The sequence below is a fragment of the Streptomyces sp. NPDC087428 genome (assembly GCF_044744085.1).
Classification (GTDB): Bacteria; Actinomycetota; Actinomycetes; order Streptomycetales; family Streptomycetaceae; genus Streptomyces.
Window position 1 is genome coordinate 81891 of sequence record NZ_JBIUXR010000025.1, and the last position, 15350, is coordinate 97240.

Annotated in this window: 14 protein-coding genes and 1 riboswitch; of the genes, 3 read left to right on the forward strand and 11 right to left on the reverse strand. The window is 69.2% G+C overall.

The window, feature by feature from the left end:
* Nucleotides 1-332: 332 nt before the first annotated feature.
* Both ACIO3R_RS37050 and ACIO3R_RS37055 read left to right on the forward strand, forming a co-directional pair.
* Complete coding sequence (locus ACIO3R_RS37050; protein WP_385038671.1) at nucleotides 333-926, forward strand: hypothetical protein; 594 nt, start codon at nucleotides 333-335, stop codon at nucleotides 924-926.
* Between the two features lie 315 nt (nucleotides 927-1241).
* The gene (locus ACIO3R_RS37055) at nucleotides 1242-1448 is read left to right on the forward strand and encodes a DUF5999 family protein (protein WP_123528417.1); all 207 of its coding nucleotides are present in this window, start codon (nucleotides 1242-1244) and stop codon (nucleotides 1446-1448) included.
* Between the two features lie 97 nt (nucleotides 1449-1545).
* Here ACIO3R_RS37055 and gcvP read toward each other — a convergent pair whose 3' ends face one another.
* The gene (gene gcvP / locus ACIO3R_RS37060; RefSeq protein WP_385038667.1) at nucleotides 1546-4431 is read right to left on the reverse strand and encodes an aminomethyl-transferring glycine dehydrogenase; all 2886 of its coding nucleotides are present in this window, start codon (nucleotides 4429-4431) and stop codon (nucleotides 1546-1548) included.
* Between the two features lie 194 nt (nucleotides 4432-4625).
* Nucleotides 4626-4722: riboswitch (glycine riboswitch) on the reverse strand.
* Between the two features lie 113 nt (nucleotides 4723-4835).
* On the opposite strand from gcvP, the gene ACIO3R_RS37065 reads away from it, so the two are divergent.
* Nucleotides 4836-5204, forward strand: a complete 369-nt coding sequence (locus ACIO3R_RS37065; RefSeq protein ID WP_385354840.1) for a PRC-barrel domain-containing protein — start codon at nucleotides 4836-4838, stop codon at nucleotides 5202-5204.
* Here ACIO3R_RS37065 and ACIO3R_RS37070 read toward each other — a convergent pair.
* The 10 genes from ACIO3R_RS37070 to ACIO3R_RS37115 form a co-directional block, all read right to left on the reverse strand.
* On the reverse strand, nucleotides 5129-6604 hold the full coding sequence (locus tag ACIO3R_RS37070; protein ID WP_402111421.1) for a DNA polymerase IV: 1476 nt from the start codon (nucleotides 6602-6604) through the stop codon (nucleotides 5129-5131). The two genes, ACIO3R_RS37065 and ACIO3R_RS37070, sit on opposite strands and share 76 nt — an antisense overlap.
* A gap of 93 nt (nucleotides 6605-6697) precedes the next feature.
* Nucleotides 6698-7315: a MerR family transcriptional regulator gene (locus tag ACIO3R_RS37075; RefSeq protein WP_385038659.1), complete on the reverse strand. Its 618-nt coding sequence runs from the start codon at nucleotides 7313-7315 to the stop codon at nucleotides 6698-6700.
* Between the two features lie 167 nt (nucleotides 7316-7482).
* Complete coding sequence (locus tag ACIO3R_RS37080; protein WP_031232239.1) at nucleotides 7483-7956, reverse strand: bifunctional nuclease family protein; 474 nt, start codon at nucleotides 7954-7956, stop codon at nucleotides 7483-7485.
* Between the two features lie 53 nt (nucleotides 7957-8009).
* Nucleotides 8010-8753, reverse strand: coding sequence for a MerR family transcriptional regulator (locus ACIO3R_RS37085; RefSeq protein ID WP_402111424.1), 744 nt, complete (start codon nucleotides 8751-8753; stop codon nucleotides 8010-8012).
* A gap of 18 nt (nucleotides 8754-8771) precedes the next feature.
* Nucleotides 8772-9551 carry an FHA domain-containing protein gene (locus ACIO3R_RS37090; protein ID WP_363029048.1) on the reverse strand — a complete coding sequence of 260 codons (780 nt, stop codon included), beginning with the start codon at nucleotides 9549-9551 and terminating at the stop codon, nucleotides 8772-8774.
* 190 nt (nucleotides 9552-9741) lie between these two features.
* Nucleotides 9742-10533, reverse strand: coding sequence for a DUF881 domain-containing protein (locus ACIO3R_RS37095; RefSeq protein WP_402111426.1), 792 nt, complete (start codon nucleotides 10531-10533; stop codon nucleotides 9742-9744).
* A 5-nt stretch (nucleotides 10534-10538) separates the two neighbouring features.
* Entirely contained in the window at nucleotides 10539-10871 is a 333-nt protein-coding gene (locus ACIO3R_RS37100) for a small basic family protein (protein WP_003970459.1), read from the reverse strand.
* Nucleotides 10868-11791, reverse strand: coding sequence for a DUF881 domain-containing protein (locus ACIO3R_RS37105; protein WP_385038648.1), 924 nt, complete (start codon nucleotides 11789-11791; stop codon nucleotides 10868-10870). The genes ACIO3R_RS37100 and ACIO3R_RS37105 overlap by 4 nt, the downstream gene beginning before the upstream one ends.
* Before the next feature lie 153 nt (nucleotides 11792-11944).
* The gene (locus ACIO3R_RS37110; RefSeq protein WP_385041848.1) at nucleotides 11945-14440 is read right to left on the reverse strand and encodes a sugar phosphate nucleotidyltransferase; all 2496 of its coding nucleotides are present in this window, start codon (nucleotides 14438-14440) and stop codon (nucleotides 11945-11947) included.
* A gap of 113 nt (nucleotides 14441-14553) precedes the next feature.
* Entirely contained in the window at nucleotides 14554-15162 is a 609-nt protein-coding gene (locus ACIO3R_RS37115; protein ID WP_362961926.1) for a CDP-alcohol phosphatidyltransferase family protein, read from the reverse strand.
* Between the last annotated feature and the right edge of the window lie 188 nt (nucleotides 15163-15350).

Below are 15350 nucleotides of genomic sequence, written 5' to 3' on the forward strand. Positions count from 1 at the left end.
ACGCGGTGCACAGTTTCCGCCGTTCGGCCCTCGCGGAATGCACCGGCGTGTTTCGGCCTACCGCGTCACAGGAAAAACACGAGGCGGCGGCTGCGCCGCTCGCACCGAATCAGCATAATCTCCGCATAATAAAGTCCGGATACCGTCTTGTCGGCAATAGTCGTGGCGGCTAGTGGAATCACCGCGTGAACACGTGTCGTATAAACTCCGCGGACGAGGCAGAGAGTTGACGCACCGGCTCAGTCACCGGCCTCCTCTGGCCCCGCATGCCGACAGCGCCGTCTGCACCCACCCACGCTCCACCGTGTCTCCGAAGTGAGAGGCGACCCACTATGCCGCTGCATGTTCCTCCGGCTCCCGCGCCCGCGCTGAGAAGCGTACTCGCGGCGCTCGGCTCACCCACCGCGGTCCGCGAGGCCCGCACCCCCGCCCTGCGGTCCGTCCAGGGGCCGCTGAGCCCCGATCACCCGCTCCCCGTCCACGTGCTGGACCGCAGCGGAGCGGGCGGCCTCACACCCACCACCCGGCTCGCCGCCTGGCGCTTCCAGATCCGCGGCGCGGAGCGGGCGGTCGCCGCGGCGGACACCATGCTCACCCCCGACGGCTGGACCTTCTCGCACTTCTTCGAGGGCCCCTACATCGCCTCGACCGAACTCGCCCTGCGCCAGGCGGAGGCCGCGAGCACGCACTACCAGCCGAGGCTGCTGTCCATTCCTGAGCTCTACATGCTGGCACTGTGGCTGCACGAGGACACCGAGGCCGACGCGTCCGGCGGATCCCCCGCCCCGGCCGATCTGCTCGTACCGCTGGCTCCCGCCCCACCGGGCATCGCGGCGCACCGTCCGCACCGGGTCGCCGATCTGCTTCCCGTGATCACCACCCGCATCACACCCGGCCCCGGCCCCCTGCTCGGCTCCCCCGCCTGAGCCCCGGCCGCCCCCCACTTCGCTGTGCCCCGCCGCCGATTCCGGTGGCGGGGCACCGCACTGCGGGGGCGCATCCGCTCCCCGTCCGGACTAGCCCCATCCGGCCACCCCGAACCACCCGAATTGACAGGGCAGTTGCGTTGAACCGTCCGGCTGGGTGATGCGTCATGAGAGGAGAAGAAGCGCTGCCGTGAAATCCCTGCGGATTGGCGCCCGTGGGGCAACACTGGGACCGACCGATCGATACGGGGGGCGGCCATGAACACCGCTTCAAGCCGCAGGACACTCAACTCAACGCAGCGAAAGAACCCAGCCATGTGTCAGCACCAGCCACCCTGCCCCACAGCCGACTCAGCCGACCGGGAAGCCGCCCGCCTGGTGGCGCACCATCCCGAACAGGGCTGGAGCCTGCTGTGCAACGGCGTCCTGCTCTTCGAGGACACCGGTGAGCTGCTCCCGGACGGGCAGATCATCGCGCCGCACCGGCCGCTGGGAACGGGCCGGGTGATGAAGGCCGCCTGACCGCGGCAGGTACGGACAGGGGCCGGCCCGGAGAGATCTCCGAACCGGCCCCGACGCAGTTCCGACTCACCCGACAGCGTACGTGCCGTCGGTCCCGTCAGTTGTCGTACTCGTCCAGCGGCGGGCAGGAGCAGACGAGGTTGCGGTCACCGAACGCACCGTCGATCCGGCGCACCGGCGGCCAGTACTTGTCGGCGGCGGTGACTCCGGCCGGGAAGACCGCCACCTCACGGCTGTAGCCGTGCGCCCAGTCGCCGCCCAGCGCGGCCGCCGTGTGCGGGGCGTTGCCCAGCGGGTTGTCGTCCGCGCCCCACTCGCCGGAGGCCACCTTCTCGATCTCGCCGCGAATGGCGATCATCGTGTCGCAGAAGCGGTCCAGCTCCGCGAGGTCCTCGCTCTCGGTCGGTTCGATCATCAGCGTGCCCGCGACCGGGAACGACATGGTCGGCGAGTGGAATCCGTAGTCGATGAGCCGCTTGGCCACGTCGTCGATACTGACTCCGGTCGCCTTGGAGATCGGCCGCAGGTCCACAATGCACTCGTGCGCGACCAGTCCGGCCGGGCCGTTGTACAGGATCGGGTAGTGCGGTTCCAGCCGCTTGGCGACGTAGTTGGCCGCGAGCACGGCGACCTGCGTCGCGCGCTTCAGGCCCTCCCCGCCCATCAGGCGTACGTACGCCCAGGAGATCGGCAGGATGCCGGCCGAGCCCCACGGAGCGGCCGAGATCGGGCCGACCCCGGTCTCCGGACCGGCGGCGGGCTGCAACGGGTGGTTGGGCAGGTACGGCGCCAGGTGGGCGCGCACACCGACCGGGCCGACGCCGGGGCCGCCGCCGCCGTGCGGGATGCAGAAGGTCTTGTGCAGGTTCAGGTGCGAGACGTCGCCGCCGAAGTGGCCCGGCTTGGCGAGACCGACCAGCGCGTTGAGGTTGGCGCCGTCGACGTACACCTGGCCGCCCGCGTCGTGCACCTCGGCGCAGATGTCCGCGACGTGCTCCTCGAAGACACCGTGCGTCGACGGGTAGGTGATCATGAGCACGGCGAGCTCGTCGCGGTGCTGCTCGATCTTGGCGCGGAGGTCCTGGATGTCGACCTCACCGTCGTCGGCGGTCTTCACCACGACGACCCTCATACCGGCCATCACGGCACTGGCCGCGTTGGTGCCGTGTGCGGAGGACGGGATCAGACAGACGGTCCGGCCCTCGTCGCCGTTGGCACGGTGGTACGCCCGGACGGCCAGCAGTCCGGCGAACTCGCCCTGCGAGCCGGCGTTCGGCTGGATGGAGACCGCGTCGTACCCGGTGACCTCGGCGAGACGCTCCTCCAGCTCACGGATGAGCGTCAGGAAGCCCTGGGCCTGCTCGGCCGGCGCGAAGGGGTGCAGCGCGCCGAACTCGGGCCAGGTGATCGACTCCATCTCGGCCGTCGCGTTCAGCTTCATCGTGCAGGAGCCGAGCGGGATCATGCCGCGGTCCAGCGCGTAGTCGCGGTCGGCGAGCCTGCGCAGGTAGCGCAGCATCGCGGTCTCGGAACGGTGCTGGTGGAAGACCGGGTGGGTGAGCACGGAGTCGGTCCGCAGCAGCTGCTCGGGCAGCGCCTCCGCGGCCGTGGCGTCCAGTGCGTCGATGTCACCGGTGGCACCGAAGGCCGCCCAGACGGACGCGATCTCCGTGCGGGTGGTGGTCTCGTCGCAGGCGAGCGAGACGAGGTCGGCGTCGACGAGCCGCAGGTTCACGCCGCGCTCGCGGGCGTCGGCGACGACCTCGGCGGCCCTGCCGGGCACCCGGACGGTGAGCGTGTCGAAGTGCGAGCCGGTCACGACGTCGGCACCGGCGGCGCGCAGGCCCTCGGCGAGGATCGCGGCGTAGCGGTGGGTGCGCCGGGCGATCGTCCGCAGCCCCTCCGGGCCGTGGTAGACGGCGTACATACCGGCCATCACCGCGAGCAGCACCTGAGCGGTGCAGATGTTGCTGGTGGCCTTCTCGCGGCGGATGTGCTGCTCGCGGGTCTGGAGGGCCAGCCGGTAGGCCTTGTTGCCGTCCGCGTCCACGGAGACGCCGACGAGGCGGCCGGGGAGGCTGCGCGCGAACTTCTCGCGCACGGCCATGAAGCCGGCGTGCGGTCCGCCGAAGCCCATCGGCACACCGAAGCGCTGTGTGGTGCCGACCGCGATGTCCGCGCCCAGCTCACCGGGCGAGGTGAGCAGGGTGAGCGCCAGCAGATCGGCGGCCACGGTGACGATCGCGCCGAGCCCGTGGGCCTGCTCGATGACGGGCCTGAGGTCGCGTACGGCTCCGGAGGCGCCCGGGTACTGCAGCAGCACGCCGAAGACGCCGCCCTCGGCGATCCCGGCCGGGATGCCGTCGGTGAGGTCGGCGACGACGACCTCGACACCGGTCGGCTCTGCACGGGTCCGGATCACGGCGACGGTCTGCGGGAGTGCGTCCTCGTCGACCAGGAAGACGCCCTTCTTGACCTTGCCGACGCGCCGCGCCAGCGCCATCGCCTCGGCGGCGGCGGTCCCCTCGTCGAGCAGCGAGGCGCCGGAGGTGGGCAGCCCGGTCAGGTCGGCGACCATCGTCTGGAAGTTCAGGAGGGCTTCGAGGCGGCCCTGGGAGATCTCCGGCTGGTACGGCGTGTAGGCCGTGTACCAGGCGGGGTTCTCCATCACGTTGCGCAGGATCACCGGCGGGGTGAACGTGCCGTAGTAACCGAGCCCGATCATCGGGGCCAGGACCTGGTTGCGGTCGGCGAGCGTACGCAGTTCGGCCAGCACCTCGGCCTCGGTACGGGCCGCCGGCAGCTGAAGCGCCTCGGCGCTGCGGATGACGTCGGGCACCGCGGCGGCGGTCAGCTCGTCGAGCGAGCCGTAACCGACCTGGGCGAGCATCTTGGCCTGCGCCGCGGCGTCGGGACCGATATGACGCTGCTCGAACGGAATTCCCTGTTCCAGCTGGGAGAGCGAAGTGCGACGGGGGGTCATGGTGGAGGCCTCCTGGTCTGTCACGACCTGCGAGGGGCACCACGGCGCGGGGTGCCCGAACGGCCTCCCCCTCTGTCATCTCAACCTGAGAGCTTCACCGGTGCCCACTGCACGCACCGGCTTTCACCGTCGGTGAGGGAGAGATCCACCTCGGCACACGGCCGTGCGGAACCCGCCCTGCTTTCCAGAGTGACCTCGTCCGTGCGGTACGGGGGCCTGAGAGATTCCGGGGAGGATTTGCTCCTTCGGCGCCTCCGGATTCGTTCCGGAGGACTCTCCCGCACGGGGTAAGCAGCCGCTCTCAGCCTACCAGCGGGGTCCCCGGCGCAATTCTCGAGTGGCCAACCCCGTGGATCTGCACTTCTGTGGTTCCTGTGGAGTAGCCGCGACCAGTGGGAGGGACCGTGCAGACCGACATCGATCCGCGCAGCCTGATCGGCCGCAAGGCGTTCGACCGCGAGGGCACCAAGATCGGAACCGTGGACGAGGTGTACCTCGACGACGCGACCGGTGTGCCGGAGTGGGCGGCCGTACGCACCGGACTGTTCAGCCGCGACGCCTTCGTCCCGCTGGAACCCAGCGAATTCGTCGAGGACACACTGCGTGTCCCCTTCGACCGCGCACTGATCAAGGACGCACCCGACTTCGGCGTCGGCCGGCATCTCTCGCCGGAACAGGAACTCCAGCTCTACCGGCACTACGGTCTGGACTCCCTGCCCGAGGAGACCGGCCCGGACCGGGACTTCGGCAGGCTGGCCGGCCAGGAAGAGTAGTCGGCCGGGTCCCGCACGAGCGGCAGCGGATCGGCCGGCTGGAGTTCCGGATCGTCGATACGGAACGTACGCACCCGGCCGGGCGCCGATTCCGGCTCCTCGAAGCGCACTGTCACCCGGCCGACGCCGCTGCCCTGCACCCAGCCGTGGCCGTGGACGTCGTGCCGTACGTCGTGTCCGGCCGGCCAGCGGCGGGCGGCGAGCTGCTCGGCGCTCTCCTGCTCCGGCTCATCGGGCTCCGGCCGCCGGCCGCCCGTACCGGCATCCACTGCGCCCCCCGCGCTGTCGGCGGGGCCGACGGCGGCGAGCGCGGCGGCGGTGCGCTCGCCGGCCGCCTGCGCGAACAGGTCCTCCTGGGTGTAGTCGGCGAGCCCGGTGACGCCCACTCCGAGCAGCCGCACTCCCCCGGTGGTGTCCACGGCCTCCAGGAGCCGCGCTGCGGCCTCCCTGACCACCGTGGGGTCGTCGGTGGGGCCACGCAGCGTCTCGGACCGGGTCAGGGTCGAGAAGTCGTACCGCCGCACCTTCAGCACCACGGTCCGGCCCGAGCGCTCCGCCGCCCGCAGCCGCTGGACGCACCGGTCCGCGAGCCGCTCCACCTCGCTCCTCACCCGGACCCGGTCGTGCAGGTCCGTGTCGAAGGTGTCCTCGACCGAGACCGATTTCGCGTCGCGCTCGGCGACGACCGGCCGGTCGTCCTGGCCGGACGCCATCCGGTGCAGCGAGACGCCGTGCGCCTTGCCCAGCAGCCGTACGAGCTCCGCCTCGCCCGCCTCGGCCAGGTCGCTCACCGTGGTCATCCCGGCGCGCCGCAGATGGTCCGCGGTGGCCGGCCCGACCCCGGGCAGCGTGCGGACCGGCATGGGCGCGAGCAGATCCCGCTCGGTGCCCGGCGCTATGAGCAGGATCCCGTCGGGCTTCGCCTCCTCCGAGGCGATCTTGGCCAGCATCTTGGAGCCCGCGAGGCCCACGGAGCCGCTGAGCCCGGTGACCGCCTCGATCGCCTCCCGCAACTGCTCACCGATCGCCAGCGCGGAAGCCGTGTCGTCCGCGGTGCCGCCGGCCTCCAGGTCGACGAAGGCCTCGTCCAGGCTCAATGGCTCCACCAGCGGCGACAGCCGGCCCAGCAGCTCCATGACCTGATCGCTCACGGTCCGGTACAGCGCGAAGCGCGGCACCAGATAGGCCGCGTTCGGCGCGAGCCGCCTGGCCTGCGCCATCGGCATGGCCGAGTGGACTCCGAAACGCCGTGCCTCGTACGAGGCGGTGGCGACGACCCCGCGGGGCCCCAGCCCGCCCACCACCACGGGTTTGCCACGCAGACTCGGCTTCGCCGCCTGCTCCGCAGAGGCGTAGAAGGCATCCATGTCCAGATGCAGGATGGTCGGCGCGGCTCTCACATCAGTCGATGCTGCCCTACGGCACTGACAATCGCCGGGCGGCAACCGCCCGCGGGCCCGGGAATTCCCGGGCCCGGCCGGGCTCGCACCGGCTCAGCCGGCCCGGTTGCGCCGTCGGGCGAGCTCGTCGGCGGGATTGTTCCCGATCAGCGTCTCGCCGGTGTCCACCCGCTCCCCGTGCAGCTGTGACAGCGCGGCGTCGACGTCCCGCCAGACCACTCCCACGGCGATACCGAAGACGCCCTGGCCCCCTTGGAGCAGCTCCACGACCTCGGCGGGCGAGGAGCACTCGTAGACGGTCGCGCCGTCGCTCATCAGCGTCATGCGTTCGAGGTCCTGGAAACCGCGGGCCCGTAGGTGCTGGACCGTGGTGCGGATGTTCTGGAGGGCCACCCCGGTGTCGAGGAAGCGCTTCACGATCTTCAGCAGGACGACGTCCCGGAAGCTGTAGAGCCGCTGTGTGCCCGATCCGTATGCGGGACGGACGCTCGGTTCGACGAGGCCCGTGCGAGCCCAGTAGTCGAGCTGGCGGTAGGTGATCCCCGCCGCCGCGCATGCCGTCGGCCCGCGATAGCCGATGTCCTTGGCCGATGCCACGCCGTCCCCCGCCACCGCAGCCGGCGCTGCCGGTTGCCTGATGGTCTGGTCGGCTGTACTCCCCTGCTGCGGATACGGCCCATCCACTGCCGCCCCGTCGCCGCTGCTGCTCACGCCGACCTCCGTCCTTGACCTGCCCACTCGAAGGTAGGCAGTCACCCGGGGTGCGTCAACGATCGCCACACTCGGCACGCCGAGTGATAATCACCCTGAGGGTGGTTTCCCGTGACTCGCGACCGGGAAAGGCTTGTCGGATGCGCTGGCGGCGCCCCCTCGGGACGTCACTGGCTGTTCGTGCCGAAGTCCTCCGGCGAGATCTGATCGAGGAACTCCCGGAACTTCTCCACCTCGTCCTCCTGCTCGTCGGGAATCGCGATTCCCGCGTCGTCGAGCACCCCGTCACTGCCGTAGATCGGCGTGCCGGTGCGCAGGGCGAGCGCTATGGCGTCGGACGGCCGCGCGCTCACCTCGACTCCGCTCGCGAAGACCAGCTCCGCGTAGAAGACCCCTTCTCGCAGGTCCGTGATCCGGACCTGGGTGAGCTCCTGGCCCACGGCCTCGAGCACATCCTTGAAGAGGTCATGGGTCAGCGGCCTGGCCGGAGCCATGCCCTGCTGAGCGAAGGCGATCGCGGTCGCCTCACCAGGACCGATCCAAATAGGGAGGTACCGGTCGCCTCCCACTTCACGCAGGAGCACGATCGGTTGGTTGGAGGGCATTTCCACCCGGACACCCACAACGTCGAGCTCGTTCACACAGCAACCCTAGGACGTGCTCGGCAGGTTTGGGTAGTCGGGGCCCACGAGGATCAATGGAGCCTGATCTGGAGCGCGGTCTGTACGAGGGCCGAGTGCAGCCGTACAGAGAGCTCCGCGAGCTCCTTCGCAGTGGCCTCGGCATGGGCTCTGGTCTGCGGATTCCGGTGCCGGCGCAGTGGTGCGACGACCTGTTCGATGAGTCCGGCCTCCCGGTCGGCGGCCGCCCGCATGGCGCGCAGATGCCGCGGTTCCAGACCGAATCGGCCCAGATCCGCCACAAGCCTGGCGACGGTGACCATCTCGGCGTCGTATCCGCCGTCGGCCGTCGGAACGACCAGACCGTAGGACTCCCACGCGTCGAGGTCGCTCTCGGTGACCTCTGCGGCAGCGAGAAGCTCGGCCCGGCCGATGCGGGCGGCCGTGGCCCGGCCCGTCCCACCGGTCCAGCTGCCGTCGGTGAGGTCCCGCTCGCCGTCCGGGGCCGGCAGGGCCACCCGCTCGCCCCGGGCGACGGCGTCCAGGTGCTCGCGGATGACCTTCAGCGGAAGATAGTGGTCCCGCTGCATCCGCAGCACCTGGGCGAGCCGCTCGACGTCGCCGGGCCGGAACTTGCGGTAGCCGGAGGGCGTCCGCTGCGGTTCGACCAGTCCCTCCGCCTCCAGGAAGCGGATCTTGGAGATGGTGACTTCGGGAAACTCGTCCCGCAGTTGCAGGAGCACCGTGCCGATGCTCATCGGACGGTCGTCGGCGGTGGCGGTGCCGTTTCCGGCACCGCCCGTCGGTGTTCTCAGCATGGACCTTCCCTGACGGGGTCAGATGGCCCGCTGGCTCGCGTAGAAGACCAGCCGGTACTTGCCGATCTGCACTTCGTCGCCGTTGGACAGCGCGACGGAGTCGATGCGCTCACGATTGACGTACGTGCCGTTGAGGCTGCCCACGTCCCCGACCGTGAAGCTGCCGTCGGGACTCCGGCGGAACTCCACGTGACGGCGCGAGACCGTCACGTCGTCGAGGAAGATATCGCTCTGCGGGTGGCGGCCGGCCGTGGTCAGCTCGCTGTCCAGCAGGAACCGGCTGCCCGAATTCGGACCACGCCGCACCACCAGGAGCGCCGAGCCGAGCGGCAGGGCGTCCACAGCGGCCTGCGCCTCGGGCGAGAGCGACGGCGCGGACGACTGACCGGTCGCCTCCGCCTCGTAGGCCTCAAGACCCGAGATGGAGATGGTCGACGTCGTCTCCGAGGCACGCTCGGGAATTCCGCCCCTCAGCGGCGCGCCGCAGTTGGAGCAGAAACGACTGGCTTCGGCATTGCGGTGGCCGCACCTCGTACAGACCGGCATGGACGAGCCCTCCTGCCTCGGGGTGAACCCTCCACCCGTACTTGAGGTTGAAGGTTCTCCGAAACCTATGCGGCCGGGACCGGCAGGGTCAACAGACGACGCGCCCGAATTGTCACCCCCCGAACCTGCCACCTCATCGCGGAAGAGCGGGCGCTCTGAGCCCTGCTCGTCGGCTTGACCATGGCGCGGCGCGCGATGGCGGGCAGCCTCGTCGCGTGCACTCTTGCCGAACAACTTCCCAAACAACTTCACGGGCGATTCCCCTTGACCGAAACAGACCCGCCCGTGGGGCAGGACGAACCCTGAATGAACACACCTGCCGACCCGGACATCCTCACAACGTCCGTATCCACTCGACAGTTTCCACCACGCGCCCCGATTACGATGCGGCGACCCCCCGCAACCTTCTGCCCGTGTCCCCCGACGCCCACGCGTCCCGGGTTCACTGGGCGGACGACCGAGCGTAGTCAGGCCGCTCCGCCGGTCGCAAGGCGTCCACGACAATGTCGTCAGCCTGCGACACATGTACGGTGGCCTGCTCCTTCTCCAGCGTCTGCACCACGCCGCCCGGGATGTTCAGCGCCGGCTCCAGATCCTGCGGCTTGCCGATGACCTTGAACACGTACGGAGCCGAAATCTTCCGCCCGTCGACCTTGATGGCGCCACCGTCACCGGAGAAGTATGTATTGGCCACCACCCGCACGCCGTTGACCTCGATCGCCTCGGCGCCGGCCGCCCGGAGCTCCTGAAGCGCGTCGAGGAGCTTGTCGGCCTCCACCGCGCCGCCCGGGTCGTTGATCGTGAGGGTGATCCCGGGTCCGTGCGCGGCCACGGTGCCCGCGAGGATGCCGAGTTGGCGTTCCTTCTCGACTGTCTGCTTGCGTGCTTCCTCCGCCTGGTCGGAACTGTTCTCCAGCTCCGTGCGCTGGTCCTCAAGGCGCTGCTTCTCGTCCTCCAGGCGCTGTGAACGGTCGTCCACCTCGTCGAGGATGCGGACCAGGTCCTCCTGGCGCGCGCCGCGCAGGGCGCTGTTGTCGCTGTTGGACCGCACCTGGATGGCAAGCCCCAGACCGAGGACGAACAGCAGCACCGCGACAATGAGTTGGGCGCGGGTGACCCGTGGCGGCCACAGCCCGGCGATCAGCCGCTGGCGTCCGGTGAGCTCCTTGGGAGCGTCCACGGGCTGCTCCCCGGGGTGTTCCCGGTCGCCGGTGAATTCTTCGTCGTTGCTCATCGGCCTCAGGCCCGGAAGACGTGCCGGCGGATGGCGGCGGCGTTCGAGAAGATCCGGATGCCGAGGACGACCACCACACCGGTGGAGAGCTGGGCACCGACGCCCAGCTTGTCCCCCAGGAAGACGATCAGGGCGGCCACGACCACGTTCGAGAGGAACGAGACCACGAAGACCTTGTCGACGAAGATGCCGTCGAGCATGGCCCGCAGGCCGCCGAAGACGGCATCGAGGGCGGCCACGACGGCGATCGGCAGATAGGGCTCGACCACCGCCGGCACTTCGGGCCGGACCAACAGTCCGACCACGACTCCCACGACGAGGCCCAGTACGGCGATCACGATGTGCCCTTCCCTGTTTCTGCCGCACCACTGCCGGTGTCTGCGGCCTTATAAGGCTCTGCTGTCCGTACGATCAGGCTCGGGGCGGCCGGGAGATTCACCTTCTCCTGGACGGAGATGCTGGTCCTGATGTCGAAGGTGTCCTTCAGCGCTTGCAGATACTGTCCGTCGGCACTGCTGCGGAAGGCAGCGCTGAGCTTCTTCCCGTCCCCCACCGCGAGCACCGAGTACGGCGGCACGAGCGGTTTGTTGTCGACCAGTATGGCGTCGCCCGCGGCGCGGATCGCCGACAGGGCGGTCAGACGCTGCCCGTTGATGGCGATCGCTTCCGCACCGGACTGCCAGAGGCCGTTGACGACCCGTTGCAGGTCCCGGTCCCTGACCCGTCCGGTGTCGGAGAAGCCGCTGGTCTCACGCGGTCCGCCGCCGCCCTGGTCGGTGTTCTTCGCGTCGTCGACGACCAGCTTCACGCCGGGCCCGTACACGGGCGTCGCGCCGGAGAGCAGAGCCACCAGCTCCGTCTGGTCCCCACCGTGCTTCTCCAGAGCCTTGCGCTGACGCCTGCCGACATCGTCGCGGACCTTCTCGACCTGTGCCTCAAGCGTGTCGGTCGCGGCGGTCTCCGAGTCGATCCGGTCGATCAGTTCCTCGCGTTCCTTGGCGAGGACCGGTGCCGCCACCCGTGCCTGCGCGGCGCCCAGAGTGACAACGAGCGCGGCCAGCACCAGGCACGCCGCGAAGCCCAGCTTCGCCTTGAGGGTGCGGGGCATACCGGCCCGGCCGTCGGCCTCGCGACGAGCCGATGCCTCGGCGTACCCGTCGTCCAGGCTGTGGTCCATCACATTGGTCAGCAGCGACATGGACGCGTCGGGGCGCGCGGGCGGCGAGGCCGTACTCCGATCGGGGGGCTGCTGCGACATGCCGCACATCGTCGCACGTCGAAGCAGCTACCGCCGAATGGCCCCACCGATGCGCCGGGAGCCGCCGGCCGGTGCGGTCCGGCCCACCGCGGGAACCCCGGACCGTCCGGCCACCGCGGCGGCGACTCTCCGCCGCCGCGGTGGCCGGGCGCCTCAGTTGCCCGCGCTGTCGACGATCGCCGCCCACTCGTCCAGGAGGGCCTGTGCCGAGGCGTCGTCCGGCCCTTCCGCCCACAGATGGGTGACCGCTTCCGCCCGGTCCGGCAGCACCATCACCCAGCGTCCGTCCGCCTCGACGACCCGCACACCGTCCGTCGTATCGACATCGCGGTCTCCGGCGGCCTCGACGACCCGGCGCATCACCAGCCCCTTGACGGCCCACGGGGTGGCCAGATCACGGCGCAGGACATGGGCACGCGGAATGCGCGCATCGATCTGGCTGAGTGTGAGCTGCGTCCTCGCCACCAGCCCGATCAGCCGTACGAACGCGGCCGAGCCGTCGAAGACGCTGCTGAATTCCGGAACGATGAAGCCGCCGCGCCCGTCTCCACCGAAGATGGTTCCTTCCTCGCGTCCGACCCGGGTCAGGTCGTCGGGCGATGTCGTCGTCCACTCGACCTGGGTGCCGTGGTACGCGGCCACCTGCTCGGCGACGCGGGTGGTGGTCACCGGCAGCGCCACCCGCCCGCTGCGCCGCTCGGCGGCGACGAGGTCGAGCATGACCAGCAGGGCCCGGTCGTCCTCAATGATCCGCCCCCGCTCGTCGACCAGGGAGAGCCGTTCACCGACCGGGTCGAACCGGACGCCGAAGGCCGCCCTCGCCGAGGAGACGATCTCGCCGAGTCGCACCAGTCCGGACCGCCGGGTCTCGGCGGACTCGGTCGGACGTGATTCGTCCAGGCCGGGGTTGATGGTCAGCGCGTCCACACCGAGCCGTCCCAGCAGGCTGGGCAGAACAAGTCCCGCGCTGCCGTTGGAGGCGTCGACGACGACCTTCAGCCCGGCGTCGGCGATTCCGGCGGTGTCCACGTTCCGCAGCAGCGATCCGGTGTACGAGTCGAACACACTGGACGGGAAATGCAGGTCCCCGATCTCCCCGGGGAAGGCCCGACGGTATTCCTGCCGGGCGTAGACGCGGTCCAGCTTCCGCTGCTGCGCCTGGGAGAGGTCCGCACCGCTGGCGTCGAAGAACATGATGTCGACGGAGTCGGGGACACCCGGCGACGTCCTGATCATGATGCCGCCGGCACTGCCGCGTGCGGTCTGCTGGCGCGCGACGGGCAGCGGTACGTTCTCGAGGTCGCGGACATCGATGGCGCTGGCCTGGAGCGCGGAGATCACCGCACGTTTCAGCGCTCGGGCACCACGGGAGTGGTCACGTGCGGTGGTGACCGTTGCGCCCTTCTTCAGGGTCGTGGCGTACGCACCGGCCAGCCTGACGGCCAGTTCCGGCGTGATCTCGACGTTCAGGATCCCGGAGACACCGCGCGCCCCGAAGAGGTGGGCCTGTCCGCGCGACTCCCAGATCACCGAGGTGTTGACGAAGGCGCCGGCCTCAATGGTCTTGAAGGGGTAGACGCGGACGTTGCCCTGAATGATCGATTCTTCGCCGACGAGGCATTCATCGCCGATGACGGCGCCGTCCTCGATGCGTGCGGCACGCATGATGTCGGTGTTCTTGCCGATCACGCAGCCACGCAGATTGCTGTGATCGCCGATGTACACGTTGTCGTGCACCACGGCCTTGTGCAGGAACGCCCCGCTCTTCACGACGACGTTCGACCCGATGACCGTGTGTTCCCGGATCTCGACGCCGGCCTCGACCTTGGCGTAGTCGCCGATGTACAGGGGCCCCCGGAGTACCGCGTCGGGATGTACCTCGGCGCCTTCGGCCACCCATACACCGGGCGAGATCTCGAAGCCGTCGATCTCCACGTCGACCTTGCGCTCGAGGACGTCGGCCTGGGCCTTGACGTAGCTCTCGTGCGTCCCCACGTCCTCCCAGTAGCCCTCGGCGACATAGCCGTAGATGGGCTTGCCTTCCTTCATGAGCTGTGGGAAGACGTCTCCGGACCAGTCCACGGAGACATCGGCCTCGACGTAGTTGAAGACCTCGGGCTCCATCACGTAGATGCCCGTGTTGACGGTGTCCGAGAAGACCTGCCCCCAGGTGGGCTTCTCCAGGAACCGCTCGACCTGGCCCGCTTCGTCCACGATCGTGATCCCGAATTCCAGGGGGTTCGGGACCCGGGTGAGACAGACCGTGACCAGGCCGCCCTTTTCCTTGTGGAAGGCGATGAGGTCGGTGAGGTCGAAGTCGGTGAGCGCGTCGCCGGAAATGACAAGGAAGGTGTCGTCCTTCAGTGCCTCTTCGGCGTTCTTCACGCTGCCCGCGGTGCCGAGCGGTTTCTCCTCGTTGGCATAAGTGAGCTCCATCCCGAGCTCTTCGCCGTCTCCGAAGTAGTTCTTCACCAGAGACGCGAGAAACTGGACGGTCACCACCGTCTCATTGAGCCCGTGCCTCTTCAGCAGCCGAAGCACATGCTCCATGATCGGCCGATTGGCTACGGGCAGGAGCGGCTTGGGCATGCTTGAGGTCATGGGGCGAAGGCGAGTGCCTTCACCACCTGCCATCACGACGGCCTTCATGTCGGAAACGTCCTCCTCGAAGAGACGACGGTCTAGCCGACTTCGCCCGTCAGGGCAGCATCTGTGTCATCAGCCGCGGGCCGGCCACGCTGCGCGGCACCGCATCAACAGGCTCAATCGGCTACTGCATCCGCCTTGACAAGCCGGCGGACCTGAACCACGTAGAGGATCCCTGCCCACCAGTAGAGCGTTGTACCCCATACTGCGAACGCCCAGCCGAAAACAGTGGCCAGTGATGCCAGCCAACCACCTCCGTCGCTGAGCAGCAACAAGGGAAACGCGTACATCAGATTGAACGTGGCCGCCTTGCCCAGGAAGTTCACCTGGGGCGGTGGATAGCCGTGACGGCGCAGGATTCCCACCATCACGAGAAGCATGAGCTCGCGAGCGAGAAGAGCTGCGGTGAGCCAGAGCGGGAGGATCTCCCGCCAGGTCAGTCCGACAAGGGTCGAAAGGATGTAAAGACGGTCGGCGGCCGGGTCGAGCAGCCGTCCGAGGCTGCTGATCTGGTTCCAACGACGCGCGAGCTTTCCATCAAGGTAGTCGCTGACGCCGCTGAACATCAGCACCAGCAGCGCCCAGCCGTCGCTCTTGGGCCCGCCGAACTCAGGACGGAGAATCAGCCACAGGAAGACAGGCACGCCGACGAGGCGAGCCATGCTGAGGATGTTGGGGATGGTGAGTACCCGGTTCGTCTGAACGCGGGTCTCCTGGACCTCCACCCGGGGGCCTCCTGTGAAGAACGTGCCAATGATGCCCCCTGACCCTACCCTCAGGGGTGGCCGGCGGGTACACAGGGGTACCGAGAAAGCCCCGGAACGCAGAAAAGCCCCGTGCCACAAGGGCACGGGGCTTAACTATAAAAGGAGTTCGGCGGCGTCCTACTCTCCCACAGGGTCCCCCCTGCAGT